19 protein-coding genes are annotated in these 18,321 nt (G+C 50.7%); 18 read left to right on the top strand and 1 reads right to left on the bottom strand.

Features of this window, described 5'->3' with window-relative positions; all coding sequences use genetic code 11:
- Positions 1-81 precede the first annotated feature (81 nt).
- The 15 genes from R70723_RS18510 to R70723_RS18445 all read left to right on the top strand — a co-directional run bounded on the left by R70723_RS18510 (position 82) and on the right by R70723_RS18445 (position 14,622).
- Positions 82-342, top strand: coding sequence for a DUF3243 domain-containing protein (locus R70723_RS18510; protein ID WP_039874151.1), 261 nt, complete (start codon positions 82-84; stop codon positions 340-342).
- A gap of 164 nt (positions 343-506) precedes the next feature.
- Positions 507-1,289 (top strand): DUF3388 domain-containing protein, encoded by a 783-nt coding sequence (locus R70723_RS18505; RefSeq protein ID WP_063837792.1) that lies wholly within the window; start codon positions 507-509, stop codon positions 1,287-1,289.
- 146 nt (positions 1,290-1,435) lie between these two features.
- Complete coding sequence (locus tag R70723_RS18500) at positions 1,436-2,404, top strand: helix-turn-helix domain-containing protein (RefSeq protein ID WP_039874149.1); 969 nt, start codon at positions 1,436-1,438, stop codon at positions 2,402-2,404.
- A gap of 80 nt (positions 2,405-2,484) precedes the next feature.
- A complete protein-coding gene (locus R70723_RS33790; protein ID WP_167336664.1) occupies positions 2,485-2,646 on the top strand; it encodes a hypothetical protein in 162 nt (53 codons plus the stop codon).
- A gap of 268 nt (positions 2,647-2,914) precedes the next feature.
- Complete coding sequence (locus R70723_RS18495; RefSeq protein WP_039874146.1) at positions 2,915-3,406, top strand: YajQ family cyclic di-GMP-binding protein; 492 nt, start codon at positions 2,915-2,917, stop codon at positions 3,404-3,406.
- A 92-nt stretch (positions 3,407-3,498) separates the two neighbouring features.
- Complete coding sequence (gene pgsA, locus R70723_RS18490) at positions 3,499-4,086, top strand: CDP-diacylglycerol--glycerol-3-phosphate 3-phosphatidyltransferase (protein WP_039874145.1); 588 nt, start codon at positions 3,499-3,501, stop codon at positions 4,084-4,086.
- A gap of 51 nt (positions 4,087-4,137) precedes the next feature.
- The gene (locus tag R70723_RS18485) at positions 4,138-5,427 is read left to right on the top strand and encodes a competence/damage-inducible protein A (protein WP_039874143.1); all 1,290 of its coding nucleotides are present in this window, start codon (positions 4,138-4,140) and stop codon (positions 5,425-5,427) included.
- 299 nt (positions 5,428-5,726) lie between these two features.
- Positions 5,727-6,791: a recombinase RecA gene (gene recA, locus R70723_RS18480; protein ID WP_039874141.1), complete on the top strand. Its 1,065-nt coding sequence runs from the start codon at positions 5,727-5,729 to the stop codon at positions 6,789-6,791.
- Positions 6,792-6,945: 154 nt separating this feature from the next.
- A complete protein-coding gene (locus tag R70723_RS18475) occupies positions 6,946-7,680 on the top strand; it encodes a regulatory protein RecX (RefSeq protein ID WP_039874137.1) in 735 nt (244 codons plus the stop codon).
- A 319-nt stretch (positions 7,681-7,999) separates the two neighbouring features.
- On the top strand, positions 8,000-9,544 hold the full coding sequence (gene rny / locus R70723_RS18470; RefSeq protein ID WP_039874135.1) for a ribonuclease Y: 1,545 nt from the start codon (positions 8,000-8,002) through the stop codon (positions 9,542-9,544).
- A 59-nt stretch (positions 9,545-9,603) separates the two neighbouring features.
- The gene (locus tag R70723_RS18465) at positions 9,604-10,398 is read left to right on the top strand and encodes a TIGR00282 family metallophosphoesterase (protein ID WP_039874132.1); all 795 of its coding nucleotides are present in this window, start codon (positions 9,604-9,606) and stop codon (positions 10,396-10,398) included.
- 200 nt (positions 10,399-10,598) lie between these two features.
- Positions 10,599-10,859 (top strand): stage V sporulation protein S, encoded by a 261-nt coding sequence (locus R70723_RS18460; protein ID WP_019910496.1) that lies wholly within the window; start codon positions 10,599-10,601, stop codon positions 10,857-10,859.
- A 182-nt stretch (positions 10,860-11,041) separates the two neighbouring features.
- Positions 11,042-12,010: a dipeptidase gene (locus R70723_RS18455; RefSeq protein WP_039874128.1), complete on the top strand. Its 969-nt coding sequence runs from the start codon at positions 11,042-11,044 to the stop codon at positions 12,008-12,010.
- Positions 12,011-12,200: 190 nt separating this feature from the next.
- Positions 12,201-12,773: a phosphate propanoyltransferase gene (gene pduL, locus R70723_RS18450; protein WP_039874125.1), complete on the top strand. Its 573-nt coding sequence runs from the start codon at positions 12,201-12,203 to the stop codon at positions 12,771-12,773.
- 256 nt (positions 12,774-13,029) lie between these two features.
- Positions 13,030-14,622 (top strand): DEAD/DEAH box helicase, encoded by a 1,593-nt coding sequence (locus R70723_RS18445; RefSeq protein WP_039874124.1) that lies wholly within the window; start codon positions 13,030-13,032, stop codon positions 14,620-14,622.
- Positions 14,623-15,185: 563 nt separating this feature from the next.
- Here the strand turns inward: R70723_RS18445 and dapA are convergent.
- Positions 15,186-16,061 carry a 4-hydroxy-tetrahydrodipicolinate synthase gene (gene dapA / locus R70723_RS18440; RefSeq protein WP_039874122.1) on the bottom strand — a complete coding sequence of 292 codons (876 nt, stop codon included), beginning with the start codon at positions 16,059-16,061 and terminating at the stop codon, positions 15,186-15,188.
- 118 nt (positions 16,062-16,179) lie between these two features.
- Between dapA and R70723_RS18435 the strand changes: the two genes are divergently transcribed.
- The 3 genes from R70723_RS18435 (at position 16,180) to R70723_RS18425 (ending at position 18,308) form a co-directional block, all read left to right on the top strand.
- Entirely contained in the window at positions 16,180-17,076 is an 897-nt protein-coding gene (locus tag R70723_RS18435; protein ID WP_039874120.1) for a LysR family transcriptional regulator, read from the top strand.
- 63 nt (positions 17,077-17,139) lie between these two features.
- A complete protein-coding gene (locus R70723_RS18430) occupies positions 17,140-17,592 on the top strand; it encodes a GNAT family N-acetyltransferase (protein WP_039874119.1) in 453 nt (150 codons plus the stop codon).
- Between the two features lie 23 nt (positions 17,593-17,615).
- Positions 17,616-18,308 (top strand): MBL fold metallo-hydrolase, encoded by a 693-nt coding sequence (locus R70723_RS18425; RefSeq protein WP_039874117.1) that lies wholly within the window; start codon positions 17,616-17,618, stop codon positions 18,306-18,308.
- Positions 18,309-18,321 lie beyond the last annotated feature (13 nt).

Below are 18,321 nucleotides of genomic sequence, written 5' to 3'. Positions count from 1 at the left end.
TACTGTTGCTTTTAAATCATCACGTAAGGCGGCTGTTGCCCTAACAAGGCTGCGGACCGTAAACATGAAGGAGGATTTAAGATGTCAACAGAATCCGTAGTGAAGAACTTTGATACTTGGAAGAGCTTTTTAGGTGAACGGGTCATCCAGGCGGAAAAAATGGGGATGAGTGAAGAAACCATCACCAAGCTGGCTTTTGAAATCGGGGAATTCCTCGACAAAAAAGTCGATCCGGGCAACTACTCCAACCGGGCGATCAAAGAGCTGTGGGATGTCGGTACAGACGATGAGAAGCACACCATTGCTGCCCTCATGGTCAAGCTGGCGAAGAAAAACGCATAGGCATGCGGATAAGCTCCCCTCGCGGGAGCTTTTCTGCAATTATTACAACAGTGTCCTTGCCTTTCATTTTTATTTTATATATCATTAACATGACCCGTGTTTCAGAAGCTGTGCCGAAGCCGGTTTTTTTGAGGTTATGGCAGTTCTGCAGGGAAAAGGAATCTATGAGGTGCGAATCAGTGGAATATAAACAGTGGTATATGGAGTATAAGATACATAAGAACAGGCCCGGTCTGCTTGGCGATATCGCCTCCATGCTGGGTATGCTCGAAGTGAATATCCTGACGATTAACGGCGTGGAGGGCAAAACCCGCGGCATGCTGCTGGAAACCAGCGATGATGAAAAAATTATGCTGATGGGCGAAATGCTAAAAAAAGTTGACAATATTACGGTTACGGCATTGCGTTCACCGCGCCTGGTGGATAAGCTCGCCGTCCGTCATGGACGATATATAGACCGGGATTCCGACGACCGCAAGACCTTCCGCTTTACAAGGGATGAGCTGGGGCTGCTTGTTGACTTTTTGGGCGAGCTGTTTAAGAGGGAAGGGAATCAGGTTATAGGACTTAGGGGTATGCCGCGGGTAGGCAAAACGGAGTCAATTATTGCAGGGAGCGTGTGCGCCCAAAAGCGCTGGACCTTTGTTTCTTCCACGCTGCTGCGGCAAACGGTGCGGAGCCAGCTTGCTGAAGATGAGATGAGCCTGAACAATGTCTTTATTATTGACGGCATTGTAAGCACGATTCGTTCCAACGAGAAGCATTACAATCTGCTGCAGCAGGTAATGAGTATGCCAAGCACCAAGGTGATTGAGCATCCGGATATTTTTGTGCGGGAATCCGAATACAGCTTTGATGACTTTGATATCATTATTGAGCTGCGCAATAACCCTGCAGAAGAAATATTGTACGAGTCGTTTACGACGAGCTACAGTGATGATCTATAAATAAGCACATGCTTCCGGAGCGGGTTTTGTACGAAGCTGAATCGTGGAAGCAATGCTTACAAAACTAGGCGTATGCTTCCGAAGCGAGTTTTGTACGAAGCTAAATCGTGGAAGTAATGCTTACAAAACTTTTAGGAGGTGATGGTATGTCGGAACTGGGCCGGCATTTGAAAGAGGCGCGTCTGCAAAAAGGGATGAGTCTTGACGATGTCCAGGAAGTAACGAAAATTCGTAAAAAATATTTGGAAGCCATCGAGGCGGGGGATTACAAGGTACTCCCCGGAAGCTTTTATGTCCGGGCCTTTATTAAAACCTATGCGGAAGCAGTCGGGGTAAACCCGGACGAGCTGATGGAAGAGCACGGCAATGTTCCGGCGGCGCCTGTCGATACCACAATGGAAACGGTGATCCAGAAGCGCAGCCGCAGGTCGGAGACAGAGCGGAATGCCAAATGGCTGCCGACAGTGCTGATGTGGACCTTCCCGGTGCTGATCATTGCGGTCATTTACTGGTACGCATCCTCCAATATGGGGAATTCCGATCCCGAAACGGTTGATTCATCAAATGTGACAAATGAGCAGCAGGATCCGTCCAAGATCCAGCCTTCCCCGACTGCGGTCGGCGGAGGAATTGTCAGCAGCGCACCGGGAGCGGGAGGGGACAGCACCGCTACGGCAACAGCCTCTCCTACTGTTGCGCCTACAGCGACACCGGCTCCTTCTCCGACCACTGCTCCGGTTACGGTGACTGAGGACCGCAAATCAGGCAAAACGACGGTTTTCAAAGTGTCTGCACCTTCCGGCGCTGCCGTTGAGGTTAAGATTGCCGCTACAGGCACAAGCTGGCTTGAGGTTTATAACGGCGAGAATTCACAGGGTGAGAAGCTCAGCTTCGGTAATACGTCGTCTGGTGACTCGCTGAGCTTTACGCTGGGTGCCGCAGGCATGTACATTAAATCCGGTTACTCTCCGGCAACTACAATTACGGTGAACGGCCAGGAAATCACGGACGGCAAAACATCCTCACGCCTGCTGCTTGAGCTGGATACCAGTGCATCGGGCGGCACCGCAGGTACAGAAGGAACTGAAGGTACTGAGAGCAATTCCGGCGAGTAGAAGATGGCCTGCATAGACTTTGGCAATTTGGATAACCTAAGAATGATTTACAGTTCTTACGCCAAAGTGAGGTGTATCTCATGACTGTCAGCTGGATTGTTACCGGGCTCGGCATAATTGTCAGCCTCCTCGGGTATTATTTGACACCGGGTGCCTGGGGCTATGGAATTCTGGGTTTTGGACTGGCGCATATTGTGCTGGGGATTCTGGACATGTTCCGGGCTCCCGCACGCAGCAGATAAAGCCAAGGCAGACGTCTCGCGGAACCGCATGATTTCCGGGAGACGGGAAGTGAGTGTCTTATCCTGCACAGAAACGGGTGCCGTCCTAACAGGGCGGCACAACCGTTTCAAGTTCCGGGAGCCTCAGGGTACCGGAGCCAGTATTGATGAAAAGTCCCCACTTTGTGGGGGTATTTTGCATGCCCGGAGGCTTTCTTCCATAATTAGACTTCATGTGCCCTTTCTCATATAATAGAAAAGAATAATTGTAAGCAAAGGACGTGGCAGAATGAGTTCGGAAAGTTCATTTGACATTGTATCCAAGATGGATATGCAGGAGTTAACGAATGCGGTTAACCAGACAGAGAAGGAAATTGATAACCGCTTTGATTTCAAGAACAGCAAGAGCAGTCTGAAGCTGGAGAAGGATGCACTTATTATTGCTTCCGAGGACGAATACAAGCTGAATGCTGTTATTGATATTTTACAGTCCAAGATGGTCAAACGCGGAATTACACTCAAAAATTTGGATTTCGGTAAAATTGAGCCGGCAGCGCTTGGTACAGTCCGGCAGCGCCTGGGCCTTAAGCAGGGCATCGATCAGGAAAATGCGAAAAAGATCAATATTCTTATCCGTGATTCCAAGCTGAAGGTCAAAAGCCAGATTCAGGGCGATACCATCCGTGTAACCGGCAAGAGCCGTGATGATCTACAGCAGATCATCACGATCCTGCGCAAAGCTGATTTGCCGCTCGATCTGCAGTTTAACAATTTAAAGTAAGCTGATGCACCCCGCAGTGTCCGCGAACTGCCGCAGCGGGGTGTTTTACCTACATATTTTTGGAATCAGGATGGATCAGGGGAGGAACTTCAGTGAATTTGCCCAACCGTATTACACTTGCACGTATTTGTCTTATCCCGATTATGATGTTTTTTCTGCTGGTAGACTTTAAGTTCTATCCGGAGCCGATTCATTGGGGCTCCTTCCAGCTTTCTGTGAATCATCTGATCGCAGCTGTAATCTTCCTGCTTGCCGCCAGTACTGACGGTATAGACGGCTACATCGCCCGGAAGTATAACATGGTTACCAATCTCGGTAAGCTGCTTGATCCGCTGGCAGACAAGCTGCTTGTATCTGCAGTACTGATCTCCCTTGTTGAGCTGGGCAGATGCGATTCCTGGATCGCCATCGTTATCATCAGCCGCGAGTTTGCAGTAACCGGGCTGCGTCAGGTTGCGCTGCTTGAAGGAAAAGTGGTGGCCGCGAGCAAATGGGGCAAGATAAAGACAGTAACGCAAATCGTTGCCATCTCACTGCTGCTGCTTAACAATTTCCCTTTCCAGTTTGTCAGCATTCCGCTGGATGATATTGCAATCTGGGCGGCAGCGGTGATTACGATTTACTCCGGGATTGATTATTTTGTAAAAAACAAGGAGCTGCTGGAGCTGCATAATGCTTAGCCGTAATCCGTAATTACTTATCCATACTAGCCTCAGGAGGAGACACCAGCTATGAAAGCAGAGATTATTGCTGTCGGCACAGAGCTTTTGCTCGGACAGATCGTAAACAGTAACGGACAGTTTTTATCGGTAGAGCTGGCTGCAATAGGGGTTGATGTGTACTTTCAGACTGTAGTCGGGGACAATATGAGCCGGATTCAGGAGGCTATCCAAATTGCCCAGGGACGGGCGGATATTATTCTGTTCACCGGCGGAATCGGACCGACTGAGGATGATCTTACCAAGGATGCGCTGGCAGCAGCGCTCGGCCGTTCGCTTCATATCGACCAGCTTGCCATGGACCATGTACAGCGCTTTTTTGATGAGCGTAAAATAGTTATGACCGAGAATAACCGCAAGCAGGCGGTGATTATTGACGGGACAACGCCGCTTCCGAATGAAACCGGGCTGGCGGTAGGCCTGGCATTTGCCCATGAGAGCAAATATTACATTGTTCTTCCCGGGCCGCCGCGGGAGATGAAGCCGATGTTTACAGACAAGGCCAAGCCCTGGCTGCTGCAGCACGCGCTTACGACCGAAATGCCGATTTACTCCAAGATGCTTAAGTTTGCGGGTATAGGAGAGTCGATGCTGGAGGACAAGCTGATTGATCTGATCCGCAATCAGACTGATCCGACCATTGCCCCGTATGCCAAAGAAGGCGAGGTAACGGTCCGCATCTCCACCAAAGCCCCTTCCGAACGTGAAGCTATGCAGAAGCTTGACTTGCTGGAGGAGGAAATTAAAGCGATTCTCCCAGAAAATATGTATGCCAATATTGATGTGCCGCTCGAGCAGCTGCTGGTGGACTGGATGGCGGATGCCGGACTTACACTCAGTGCCGCTGAAAGCTGCACCGGCGGATTATTAATGGAGAGCATTACGAACATTCCGGGCAGCGCCTCAATGTTCAAAGGCGGCATTGTCTGCTATTCCAATGAAATCAAGAAGAAGCTGCTGAATGTGCCTGCCTCTTATCTGGACGGGCCTGATGCCGTCGGGGCGGTCAGCCATGAGGTTGCAGAGGTGCTGGCTGAGCAGGTCAGAATGCTGGGCGATACCGACTTCGGACTATCGGTTACCGGGGTAGCCGGACCTGGATACTCTGAGCGCAAGCCGGTCGGACTGGTATTTGTCGGCCTCGCCGAGCGCGGTCGCAAGACAGAAGTCTATGAGCTTAATCTCAAGGGCACGCGGGAGAACATCCGGCTGCGCTCTGTCAAGGCGCTGCTGTACCGCCTCTGGCGCAGGCTGGAGGAACGTAAGGTGGACACGCCGCTCGAAGGGTCAGCCTTGCAATAGCCCGTCCGGGCAGTATATAATTGTTAATACGGAAGAACCGTGGCATAGTGAACCTTTTGCTGCGGTTTTTTGTATTTGTAACTGCGGCTTTCCTGGCCGGCGGCTCTCCCGGATGTGAGTCTGCTTCTCCGGATGGTTAATGACTATGTACAGTACATAATCAGGAGAGGGGGCTTACAATAAAAGGGAGTATTGCGCCTGCAGTCAAAAAAAAACGAATGTATGTTCGAAAAAAAGCTTGGCAAGACCTCTAAAACACGGTATTATATTACTATAAACAAGTGAAGGAAGTGGTCTGATTGTCAGATCGTCGTGCTGCGCTGGATATGGCGCTTCGTCAAATAGAAAAACAATTTGGTAAAGGTTCGATCATGAAATTGGGTGAATCCAATCACATGAAAGTGGAAGTTGTACCAAGCGGATCCTTGGCACTTGATATTGCCCTCGGTATTGGCGGACTTCCAAAAGGACGTATCATTGAAGTATATGGACCGGAATCCTCTGGTAAAACAACGGTTGCCCTGCATGCTATTGCTGAAGTACAAAGGGTTGGTGGACAAGCTGCCTTCATCGATGCAGAGCATGCGCTCGACCCTAAATATGCCAATGCGCTTGGCGTCAACATTGATGAGCTTCTGCTGTCCCAGCCGGACACAGGTGAGCAGGCGCTGGAAATCGCTGAAGCGCTTGTGCGCAGCGGTGCAGTAGACATTATCGTTGTTGACTCTGTAGCAGCTCTGGTGCCTAAGGCTGAAATAGAAGGTGACATGGGAGATTCCCACGTAGGTCTGCAAGCCCGTCTGATGTCCCAGGCTCTGCGTAAGCTATCGGGAGCGATCAACAAATCCAACACGATTGCTATCTTCATTAACCAGCTGCGTGAGAAGATCGGTGTTATGTTCGGTAATCCCGAAACAACTCCGGGCGGACGCGCATTGAAGTTCTACTCCTCGGTGCGCCTTGATGTACGCCGTGTAGAGAGCATCAAAATGGGAAATGATGTTGTCGGTAACCGTACCAAGATCAAGGTTGTGAAGAACAAGGTAGCTCCTCCGTTCAAACAGGCGGATGTTGATATTATGTACGGTGAAGGTATCTCCAAGGAAGGTAGCCTTGTCGATATCGGAACGGAAATGGATATCGTCAACAAGAGCGGAGCGTGGTATTCCTACGAAGGCGAGCGTCTTGGCCAAGGACGTGAGAATTCCAAGCAATTCCTTAAGGAGCATCCGGAGATTGCTCTGGTAATCGAGAATAAGATCCGTGAAGCAAGCAACCTGACAACGATCGTTGCTGCCCCGACGGAAGCTGAGGCTGCTGCAGAGAAAGAGGAAGAAGATAATCTGCTGCTTGAAATTGAATAATACTTTATATTAAATAGTAGAGCGCCCTGTGTATGACTGCAGCAGGGCGCTTTTTTAGTAATGAAGAGTATAAGTCTTCGGGGTCCCCGCAAAGTAATGGAGTCAGCATCAACGAGAGGCCCCGCTACAGATAGAACAAAGGTGGCGAAATACAATGGTTATTCAACTTAATCCTGAACCGGAAGAGCAGGATGTGCAGGTACTGGCCGGATTTCCGGATGGTGAGCTGCTCGAAATTACGAAGGTAGAGCGGCAGAAGAAAGCGGATCACCGCTATATTATACATTTTGGTGCTTATAACATGACTGTTCATGAGGATGTCATGATTAAATACCGTATGATCTCGGGCAGTTCGTTCATGAAGGCCGACCTGGAGGAGATTGTGGTTGCCGACGAGCGCCAGCGGGGCTATATAGAAGGGCTGAAGTATCTGGGGCATAAGCCGCGGACAGCACAGGAGATGGCCCGCCGTTTAAGGGAGAAGGAAATAGGAGAGACTATTATTGCCGAGGTGCTGGAGCGTCTGCAGCAGGAGCGCTTAATCGATGATCCGCTCTACGCTAAGCAATGGGCAGAGCAGCGCATTAATAATCAGCGAAAGGGCAAGCTGTGGATCCGCCAGGAGCTGCGGGAGAAGGGGATTGATAAATCGCTCATCTCCGAGGCGCTGGAGCATATTTCACCCGAAGAAGAAATGGAGAGCGCTTTGCAGACCGGGCGCAAGAAGTGGAATATGATCCGCGGGGACGTTAATGACAAGCGCCGGAAGACAGGGGCGTTCCTGATGCGGCGCGGTTTTTCCGGCGAAATGGTCCGTCAGGTGCTGAATACTCTGCGTGAGGAAGAACATGCTGAGGGCGGGGATGAAGAGTTTTACGATTATGAGTAATCATCTTGACATTCTCTTGACTTTAATGCCGTTATCGACTCTCTTGACAATGTCTTTTTATAAATAATAAAATATAACATGAATCGGCATAAACTAAGAATCCTTTTTCCTTCCCAAAAAGCTGAATCTTAGGAAACCGGTTCGCGTACAACTCATATGAAATGTAATCGCCGGATAAGGCGGGCAGTGTGCATGTGCAGCATGTGCAGTATGGCAATCGGTGTATTACCGGTTTTTTGTATGGTGATGAACGGATAGTTTAACAACTGCACAATTCCCAAGGCTTGTTCCTTGGAGGAACCAACGAGGAGGTGAACAGATGCCAACAACAGCAATCTGGGTCATAATCGTTCTCGTTGTAGCTGCATTATTCTTTGGATTCGGTTATTTTATTCGTAAATCCCTTGCAGAAGCTAAGATTCAAAGCGCAGAGAAGGAAGCGGTCGTCATCGTGGAGAACGCGAAGAAGGACGCTGAGGCGCTGAAGAAGGAAACGGTACTCGAAGCTAAGGATGAAGTACACAGAATCCGTACTGAAGCTGAGAAAGAAACTCGTGAACGCCGGAATGAAATCCAACGGCAAGAGAGACGTTTGCTGCAAAAGGAAGAATCGCTGGATAAAAAAATGGAATCGCTTGAACGAAAAGAAGAACAAGTAGCTAACAAAGAGAAACGAATTGACGAAACGCAGCAGCAAATTGATGTTATTTACAAGAAACAGGTTACCGAGCTGGAGCGTATCTCCAACCTGAGCATCGATGATGCCAGAAGTATCATTTTGAGCAATGTAGAGCAGGAAGTTCGCCATGAAACCGCGCAAATGATTAAGGAAATTGAACAGCAGGCCAAAGAGGAAGCGGACAAGAAGGCCCGCGAAATCATTACACTGGCTATCCAGCGCTGTGCAGCTGATCATGTTGCCGAAACAACGGTATCTGTTGTAACCTTGCCGAATGAAGAGATGAAGGGCCGGATTATCGGCCGTGAAGGCCGTAATATCCGTGCACTGGAAACTCTTACAGGTATTGATCTCATTATCGATGATACGCCGGAAGCCGTTATTCTGTCGGGCTTTGATCCGATCCGCCGCGAAGTGGCCCGTACGGCACTTGAGAAGCTGGTTGCTGATGGACGTATCCATCCGGCACGGATTGAAGAAATGGTTGATAAATCCCGTAAGGAAGTGGATGAACGGATTCGCGAGTACGGTGAACAAGCTACCTTTGAGGTTGGCGTTCACGGTCTGCACCCTGATCTGATCAAGATCCTGGGCCGTCTGAAATTCCGTACGAGCTATGGTCAGAATGTACTTAAGCACTCCATGGAGGTTGCTTATTTGACTGGACTTATGGCCGGTGAGCTTGGGGAAGACATCGTGCTGGCAAAACGTGCCGGGCTGCTCCATGATATCGGCAAAGCGCTGGATCATGAAGTGGAAGGCTCGCACGTTGAAATTGGCGTTGAGCTTGCAAAGAAATACAAAGAGCATCCGGTGGTCATCAACAGTATCGCATCCCATCACGGAGACTGCGAAGCTACATCGGTTATTGCGATGCTGGTTGGAGCAGCTGACGCTTTGTCGGCAGCACGTCCGGGCGCACGCCGTGAGACACTGGAGACTTACATCAAACGTCTGGAGAAGCTGGAAGAGATCTCCGAAAGCTTCGAGGGCGTTGAGAAGTCTTATGCCATCCAAGCGGGCCGTGAGGTTCGTGTAATGGTGCAGCCTGAGAAGATTGATGATGCGGAAAGCTTCCGTCTGGCACGCGACATTACGAAGATGATCGAGAGTGAGCTGGATTATCCGGGTCATATCAAGGTTACCGTTATCCGCGAGACACGGGCTGTAGAATACGCAAAATAAGCAAGGAAATTGGCCCCCCTGCGGGGCCTTTTTTCTTTTCTAACTAGGAGGAGAAGAACATTAAAGTTTTATTTATAGGTGATATTGTAGGCAATACCGGCAGAAAGGCACTGCGTGAAATGCTGCCGACGCTCAAGAGCAAGTACCAGCCCCATATTATTATCGTAAACGGTGAAAATGCGGCCGCTGGCAGAGGAATTACCTCAGCAATTGCCAATGAATTTTTTAATTGGGGTGTACATGGCATTACATTGGGTAATCATACTTGGGACAATAAGGATATTTTTGAATTTATCGACGACGAGCCGCGGATGATCCGTCCGGCCAACTTTCCGCCGGGAACGCCGGGCAGAGGGTATACGGTTGTTAAAGGTAACGGCAAACAGCTGGCTATTGTGAATCTGCAGGGCCGTACCTTTTTACCGGCGATTGATGATCCGTTCCGGATCGGGGAAGAGATCGTGGAGGAGCTGCGCCGCAACCACAAGTGCATTCTCGTTGATTTTCATGCCGAAGCGACCTCAGAGAAGATTGCCATGGGTTATTTTATGGACGGCATGGCGTCTATTGTAGTCGGCACCCATACGCATGTGCAGAGCAACGATGATGTCATTCTGCCCGGCGGAACGGCTTATCTGACCGATGCGGGTATGGTTGGTTCAAGGGAAGGAATTCTGGGTATGGAAAAGGATGCAGTCCTTTATAAATTCACTACCCAGCTCCCGTCGAGGTTTGTGGTAGACGAAGGTAAATGGCAGTTGAACGGGTTATTCGCGGAGATTGACGAGGCCACAGGTAAAGCGACACGTCTGGAGAAGATTCGTTTGCGTGAAGATGAATGGGTTATGAGCTAGGCCCGGATACATGTAAGGGGTGCATTCGGGAAAAATCATCGTTTTTGGATAAAGTGTGATCTTTTTTATATCGAAAAAGAGTATCTTTTGTACCAATTTCTCCAGCGTAGTCCGCAAAAAGAAGGAATTATTTCTTCTCCCGCGAATAACATCTACAGTAGTGGAAGAACACCATCATTTTCCCAGGGGAGGTACTTACTATGGATGTATTAAAAGTATCAGCTAAATCCAATCCGAATTCCGTTGCCGGTGCATTAGCAGGTGTTCTTCGTGAACGTGGATCGGCCGAGCTCCAAGCTATTGGAGCAGGAGCACTGAACCAGGCAGTCAAAGCAGTTGCCATCGCCCGGGGATTTGTCGCGCCAAGCGGTGTTGATCTGATCTGCATTCCAGCCTTTACGGATATCGTAATTGACGGGGAGGACCGGACGGCGATTAAACTGATTGTTGAACCCAGATAATATTTGGACTAATACTGATGAACCTGTTTACTTATGTAAACAGGTTTTTTGCTGTGCAGGGAAAAGCGGCATATTGGGGGCATAAGCTGTTATATAAGGCTGCTGGCGGCAGCTGGCTTTTGAAGTACTAGTGATCCTGCAAACAGGCTAACTAAGTTATTTGGAAGAAAGGCGGGGACGAGATGAAGACAGCAAACGGGCTTAAGGTTGCGGATTTTCACTGTGATGCTTTGAGCAAGCTGCAGGCGGCACCGGATATTAATTTTAAGAACGATAGCCGGATGGATGTTACGGCAGAGCGGCTGGCGGCAGGGAATGTGGGGCTGCAGGTGTTTGCCATTTATTTGTCTGAGGCCAGGGGGAAACCGGGATTTGACAGTGTGCTTGGACAGCTGGAGCTGTTCCGGAAGCGGATCATCGGCGGTGATGGGGGGCTGCGGTGGCTGCGCTGGAAGGAAGAAGCGGTATTACCCGCTGCTGCTGAACCTCCCTTGGGAATGCTCTCGCTCGAAGGTGCGGAGGGTCTGGAAGGGAATTTATTTTATGCAGAGCTGCTGTTTGAGCTGGGTGTGCGCTTTCTGGGGATTACCTGGAATGTTGCGAACTGGGCGGCTGACGGGGTGCTGGAGTCAAGAAATGGCGGATTTACGGAAAAGGGCAGGGCGCTTATCGAATGGTGTAATACCGGCGGAATGCTGCTGGATGTGTCACATTTGGCCCCGGCCGGTTTCTGGGAGCTGACTGAGCGCAGTACCCGCCCCTTTATTGCATCCCACTCCAATGCAGCTGCTGTATGCGGGCATCCCCGGAATTTAAGTGATGAGCAGATTAAAGCGTTGATTGCCATGGATGGACGGATCGGGCTGACCTTTGTCCCGTGGTTTGTCCGCACAGGAGGAGGGGCCAAAGCAGAGGATGTGCTGAAGCATATCGAGCATATCTGCGCGCTTGGCGGATCAGGGCAGCTGATGTTCGGCTCGGATTTTGACGGTATAGATGCCTGGGTTGAGGGGCTTGAGCATCCCGGAAAATATACGGCGTTCGCAGAGTTGCTGCTGAAGCATTATCCTGAAGATCAGGTGAGGGGCTGGCTGCATGGCAATGCGATGAGCTTTTTGAGTGCTTACTTGCCTTCCCGTCCAATGCCTTAATAAGAGAATTCTGGAAAAATATAAAATGGAGAAAACGTGACTGAAACGGAGAAGAAGCGGCAAATTGTCGAAGAAATGTCGAAAAAGAAAGGCTGAATGTGAGTGGGACCTTTTTATTTTCGGGTAAGAAGATGTATAATGTTTAGTGGCTTGTACAGATACTAGAGAAAATACAAGGAGTGACTTACAAATGAGCAAGACTGTACCCGTAGGTGTGTCGGCCCGGCATATTCACCTTACGCAGGAGCACGTGGAAGCATTGTTTGGCCCAGGCTACCAATTGACTGAGTTCAAACCGCTCTCCCAACCAGGACAATTCGCAGCAAACGAGCAAGTAGCCGTAATCGGCAGCAAAGGCAAGTTCGACAAAGTAAGAATTCTCGGACCTGCGCGTCCGGCATCCCAGCTTGAAATTTCCCGTACGGACTCTTTCAGCCTCGGCGTGAAAGCACCTGTCCGTGAATCCGGAAATATCGAGGGAACACCAGGCATTACGCTTAAAGGACCAGCCGGTGAAGTGGTACTGGAGACTGGTGTTATCATTGCAGCCCGTCACATTCACTTCCACACTTCCGAAGCAGAGGCTTGGGGCATTGCTGACAAGCAAATGCTCAAGGTACGCCTTGGCGGCGAACGCGGCCTGGTGCTGGAGAACGTGCTTGCACGTGTATCTGACAGCTTTAAGCTTGACATGCACATCGACACCGACGAAGCGAATGCTGCAGGTGCCAACAACGGCGATACCGCAGAAATCGTAGACTAGTTTTATCTTTATAGCATGGAAGGGCGGGGGAATATTCCTCCGCTCTTTTTATTGTCATCAGGGGTGCAGCGGCATGTTCCGCAGGATCTGAATCAGCTTTATCGAAAAGCTGAGATTGCGGGGTTATTTTATATGCGGATATGTGGTATCATTATGCGTTATGACTTAGCTCTGCGCCCTGTGGAAACGTAAGGATAAGCGTAATCCCGCAAGTCCGGGTAATTTGACAATATGTGTTTGATATAAGGAGACAATTATGACTTTTAATGACTTGGGTCTGAGCCCGGCAATTTTGAAGGCGCTTGACCTTGCTAACTATACATCACCTACACCGATTCAAAAGGAAGCTATTCCCGCAGCATTGACCGGAAGAGATGTGCTGGGCTGTGCGCAGACCGGAACGGGGAAGACGGCAGCTTTTTCTCTGCCTATTATTCAGCTGCTTGCCAAGCAGACGGTTAACCGGAACGGCAAACGCCCAATCCGTTCACTGATTCTGACCCCTACCCGTGAGCTGGCGCTGCAAATCTATGAGAATATTCAGGTCTACAGCAAGTATACCGGCATCCGCTCTACGGCTGTTGTCGGCGGTGTCTCCCAGAGATCCCAGGAACGTGCTTTGGCACTGGGTGCGGATATCCTGATTGCTACTCCAGGCCGTCTGATTGATCTAATCTCTCAAAAGCATGCCGATCTGCAGCATGTGCAGATGCTGGTGCTGGATGAAGCGGACCGGATGCTTGATATGGGCTTCATCCATGATGTGAAGCGGATCATCGCCAAAATGCCGGCGAAGAAGCAGACCCTGTTCTTCTCTGCGACAATGCCGCAGGAGATTTCACAGCTGATCAAAACCCTGCTTGTCAATCCGGTGAAAATCGAAATCACTCCCGTTTCTTCGACAGTAGACCGGATTGAGCAGTCCGTCTATCTGCTGGAAAACGGCTTTAAGCAAAAGCTGCTGAACCGGCTGCTGGAGGATAAATCCATTGTGTCTGCACTTGTCTTTACCCGTACAAAACGCGGAGCAGACCGGGTAGCACGTGATTTGGCCAAGGTTAATATTACCGCCCAGGCGATACACGGCAACAAGTCGCAGAATGAACGGCAAAATGCGCTGCGCAATTTCAAAAGCGGGGTAACCCGTGTGCTGGTGGCTACCGATATCGCTGCCCGGGGAATTGACATTGACGAGCTGTCGCATGTGATCAACTTCAACCTGCCGAATATTCCGGAGACGTATGTACACCGGATTGGCCGGACCGGCCGTGCAGGCATGAGCGGTATCGCTATTTCCCTGTGCGAAGCGGAGGAGCTGCCGTACCTGAAGGATATCCAGAAGCTGATCGGCAAAACGATCCCTGAAGTGAAAAATCATCCGTATCCGATGATTAAGGTGAATCCGGCGCTGGCGGCAGAGGTTGCCAAGGCGAGTAAGGCGGCCGGCTCTGGAAAGGCTGCTGCACCTGCAAAACCAAAGGCAAAAACCAACCCGGCACGCAAGCCGAAGGAAGAATGGTTCACGCAGGGCAGCCGCCCGCGCAGCGGACAGGGTGGCTCCAAGGGCAACGGTGCAGGCGGCAGACAGCATGCCGAGCCTAACGCAAGCGGCAGCCGCAGTGCTGGCGGAGCGCGGGCTGTAGGAGCTGGCAGAGAGCAGACTGGCGGAGCGCGGGCTGCTGGAGCTGGCAGAGAGCAGACTGGCGGAGCGCGGGCTGCTGGAGCTGGTAGAGAGCAGAGCGGCGGAGCGCGGGCTGCAGGAGCTGGTAGAGAGCATAGCGGCGGAGCGCGAACTACTGGAGCTGACAGAGCGGCAGGAAGCCGCGCCGGCGGAAGCGGACGAAACTAGTTCAGGCATGGTGTGAATGTTAACGGGAGCTAGACGAATAAAGTTCATTAGCAGCATCCCGGGAGGAAGAGCATAGCGGAGTTTTCATACACGCAGATTTTCTTCCCGGTTACTGCCCAGTTAAATGTCAAACCCGTTACGCGCTGTCAGCCAATACTCTTTGGAGTAACTTTTTATTGTATGCTGATCAAGATAACTGTATTTCGTACAATTAAAAACAGTAAAATGGGCTGCAGACGCGAGATAAGTGTATTTTGTGCAACTATAAAACGCCAATTTGCTCGAAACAGCTATTTACAGGCGTTTTAGTTGTATGGAATACAGCTAAACGGATAATTGGACGGAAAACAGGCGTTTTAGTTGTACAGAGTGCAGTTAAGCCATTTGGGCCACCAGAGCCGTCCGAAAGCCAGCTGGAATGCAGCGGACGTGAGGTATCGGCGTTGTAAGCACAAAATAGCAGCTACAAAACAGCAAACACAAAACCCCGTATTGCACACTCAGCAGAGAGTACAATACGGGGTTTTGCGTCTACAGCGTCAAGCCGGTGTAATCTGGCGGGATTAGCCGGCGAGATGGGCGCCCAGCTCCTCGCGCAGCGCGTCGCTGATCGAAGTCATCGGCAGGCGCAGCGTGTCCGAGGAGATCTCGCCTGTAGCGCTGAGCAGCCATTTGATCGGTGCAGGGTTGGATTCCTTGAACAGCAGCTTCATCAGCGGCACCAGCCGGTCATACTCGGCTCTGGCAGCCTCAAGCTGGCCGGCTCTGTACTGCTTGTAGATGCCGAGGAATCTGGCGGTATGCACATTGGCGGAAGCGAGCATGCCGCCCGCCGCGCCGCAGCCCAGCATATCAAAGAAGGAAAGGTCGTCGCCGCAGAGAACAGGCTTCGAGCCGTGGCGTGACAGCTCGGAGACAAGCAGCGGTGAGCCGGAGCAGTCCTTAAGTCCGACGACGTTGTCCAACTCGAGGATGGTGCGCGCGGTATCTACCGTCATGCCGACTCCGGCGCGGCCTGGGATATCATAAGCGATGATCGGAATGCCGACCTCGGCGGCTTTGCGGAAGTGTGCGATGATCCCCTGCTGGGATGGGCGGCTGTAATAGGGAACAACAACGAGCGCAGCATCGACTCCGGCATTGGCGGCAAGCTCCGTGCGTTTGACGGTAGACATCGTATCATTGGTGCCCGTACCGATGACGAGCGGGATATCGCTGCCCTGCAGCAGCTGTTTAGAGGCATCAATTAGCAATTCTAATTCTTGTATACTGACTGTCGGCGATTCTCCAGTGGTTCCATTTACGACCAGACCATGAATGTTGTTCTTGATGATGTTCTGCACATACCGCTGATACGAAGCCAGATCAATCTCGCCTGCTGCATCGAACGGTGTTACCACGGGAACATAGATTCCATAAATCTGTTCTGCTGTTAACATGAATATCGTCCTCCAAATTTGTATAACCGTTTATTATACTGTAGCATGGAATAATTCATCGGCGTTAGCTATAATAAATGATATGGGTCATCAATATTATTGATGTTAGGGTGATAGCATGGATTTAACATATATGAGAACCTTCCGCGAGGTGGCGAAGCGTCAGAGCTTTACGAGAGCAGCGGAGGAGCTGGGATATGCCCAGTCGAGTGTAACAATGCAGATTCAGAAGATTGAAAAAGAATACGGAGTAACCCTTATGGAGCGCCATGGCCGCATTTTGCGCCTGACTCCGCCGGGAGAAGAGCTGCTGAAGCTGTTTGTGGAGATTCTTGATCTGTACGACAGGTCAAAAGAAACCATTGCCCAGCAAATCGGCGGTACGCTGACTATCGGGACAATCGACTCGCTGGCTGCATTCTATCTGCCGCCGTTCCTGCAGCAGCTGCGGACGACCTTTCCCGGGCTGAATATTCATCTGCAGACTGAGCAGGAAGCGAATCTCGTATCCAAAATCCGGGACGGCGAGGTGGACATCGGACTGATGCTGGACCGCTGCACTACGGATTCAACGCTGGAGCGGACGATTATCCGGGATGAGCCCCTGGTGCTGGTCGCTCCCTCCAGTCATCCGCTGGCGAAGCTCAACAAGGTATCCCTGCAGGATTTGAACAACTGTGAGCTGATAGTCTCCGAGGAAAGCTGTATCTACCGCAGCATGTTCGAGAACCTGCTCCGTGAGCACGGTATTGTGTTCCGGATCGGCTTTGAGCTGTCCAATCTGGAGGCGATCAAGCGCTGTGTACGCAACGGCCTGGGCATTGCCCTGCTGCCGAGAATAGTGGCTGAGGAGGAGATCGAGCGCGGGAATCTGGCTGAGCTGCCTTTTGCCCACCCGGAGATCCACTTTGACCTGCAGCTGCTGATCCATCCGAAGAAATGGAAGTCGCTGCCGCTGCAGTCGCTGATTCAAATGCTGTTGACTGATGCTGAGGCAAAGAAGGCTGTGATGTAAAGCGGGCATTAGCGGTTCTGCTGCTGCCTTTACACCGAAAATTACCCATATACAGGAGGTATCATGATTCATTGCAGAGTAGCGACAGTAAAGGATCTGGACATCATTGTGCAAATGCTTGCGGACGACGAATTAGGCAGAACAAGAGAGCGTTACGAGACCCCGCTTCCGGAGAGCTACTCTGCAGCCTTCCAAGCGATTGACACTGATCCGAATAATGAGCTGATAGTGGCTTGTTTAGGTGATGAGGCTGTAGGCGTACTTCAGCTTACATTTACCCCTTATTTAACCCATCAGGGCAGCTGGAGAGCGACAATTGAAGGGGTCCGCACTGCTTCATCCGTAAGGGGAAAAGGAATTGGAAGCAAACTGATTCTATGGGCGGTTGAGCGTGCCAAAGAGCGGGGCTGTCACATGATTCAGCTGACGACGGATACAACACGCGGTGATGCTTTGCGCTTTTATGAGCATCTGGGCTTTAAAGCAACTCACACCGGACTAAAAATGAAATTATAAAACGATAACGCTTGGAGGGTACAATGAACATTATCGAGCTTCCGGTTGAATTCACGTATGAAGAACACCATTATCACCTTTATCCGAGTCTAATTGAACTTAATAATGAGCTCATTCTGGTTGACACGGGCTATCCCGGGTTCCTGCCCCTTATTGAAAACGCTATAGAGAAAAAGGGGTATGACCTCAGGCGGCTGAAGTATATCGTGATCACCCACTACGATGATGACCATATTGGGGCTTTACATGATTTTAAGAAAAAATACCCGTGGGTGACGGTAATCTCCAGCGAACGGGAAGCCGTCTATATCAGCGGCGAGGAGAAATCAGAAAGGCTGGAACAGGCAGAGGCTTTGCTTGCCCAAATGCCTGAGGAGCAGAAGGCCTTCGGCCAGTCGTTCGTTGACCTGCTGACAAGCCTGCAGCATATTCCGGTCGATCAGACTGCCCGGGACGGGGAGTGGCTGTTTGGCGGGGCATGCAAGGTAATAGCAACACCCGGACACACGTCAGGCCATATCTCCCTGCATATACCGGAGCTGGACAGCGTGATTACAGGTGATGCTGCCTACATAGAGGACAATGGCACAGAGCTGCTGGTAGCGAATCCTCAGTACTGCCTCGACCTGCCGCAGGCGGAGAAATCCCTGGAGCTGCTGAAAAGCCTTAAGGCGAAGCATTATTACTGCTATCATGGCGGATCGTTACATATATAAAGAAGCTTTTTAA

Origin of the sequence: Paenibacillus sp. FSL R7-0273, from assembly GCF_000758625.1 — a bacterium.
Taxonomy (GTDB): domain Bacteria; phylum Bacillota; class Bacilli; order Paenibacillales; family Paenibacillaceae; genus Paenibacillus_AQ.
The sequence above is the reverse complement of the archived record's forward strand: the minus strand, read 5'-3'. Positions and strand labels throughout refer to the sequence as shown.

Coding starts and splice junctions, on each gene's coding strand:
- R70723_RS18460 (WP_019910496.1), top strand. CDS start 10,599: ATGGATGTATTAAAAGTATCAGCTAAATCCAATCCGAATTCCGTTGCC.
- R70723_RS33790 (WP_167336664.1), top strand. CDS start 2,485: ATGACTGTCAGCTGGATTGTTACCGGGCTCGGCATAATTGTCAGCCTC.
- dapA (WP_039874122.1), bottom strand. CDS start 16,061: ATGTTAACAGCAGAACAGATTTATGGAATCTATGTTCCCGTGGTAACA.
- R70723_RS18485 (WP_039874143.1), top strand. CDS start 4,138: ATGAAAGCAGAGATTATTGCTGTCGGCACAGAGCTTTTGCTCGGACAG.
- pduL (WP_039874125.1), top strand. CDS start 12,201: ATGAGCAAGACTGTACCCGTAGGTGTGTCGGCCCGGCATATTCACCTT.
- R70723_RS18495 (WP_039874146.1), top strand. CDS start 2,915: ATGAGTTCGGAAAGTTCATTTGACATTGTATCCAAGATGGATATGCAG.
- rny (WP_039874135.1), top strand. CDS start 8,000: ATGCCAACAACAGCAATCTGGGTCATAATCGTTCTCGTTGTAGCTGCA.
- R70723_RS18445 (WP_039874124.1), top strand. CDS start 13,030: ATGACTTTTAATGACTTGGGTCTGAGCCCGGCAATTTTGAAGGCGCTT.
- R70723_RS18430 (WP_039874119.1), top strand. CDS start 17,140: ATGATTCATTGCAGAGTAGCGACAGTAAAGGATCTGGACATCATTGTG.
- R70723_RS18505 (WP_063837792.1), top strand. CDS start 507: ATGAGGTGCGAATCAGTGGAATATAAACAGTGGTATATGGAGTATAAG.
- R70723_RS18510 (WP_039874151.1), top strand. CDS start 82: ATGTCAACAGAATCCGTAGTGAAGAACTTTGATACTTGGAAGAGCTTT.
- R70723_RS18435 (WP_039874120.1), top strand. CDS start 16,180: ATGGATTTAACATATATGAGAACCTTCCGCGAGGTGGCGAAGCGTCAG.
- R70723_RS18500 (WP_039874149.1), top strand. CDS start 1,436: ATGTCGGAACTGGGCCGGCATTTGAAAGAGGCGCGTCTGCAAAAAGGG.
- R70723_RS18425 (WP_039874117.1), top strand. CDS start 17,616: ATGAACATTATCGAGCTTCCGGTTGAATTCACGTATGAAGAACACCAT.
- R70723_RS18455 (WP_039874128.1), top strand. CDS start 11,042: ATGAAGACAGCAAACGGGCTTAAGGTTGCGGATTTTCACTGTGATGCT.
- R70723_RS18475 (WP_039874137.1), top strand. CDS start 6,946: ATGGTTATTCAACTTAATCCTGAACCGGAAGAGCAGGATGTGCAGGTA.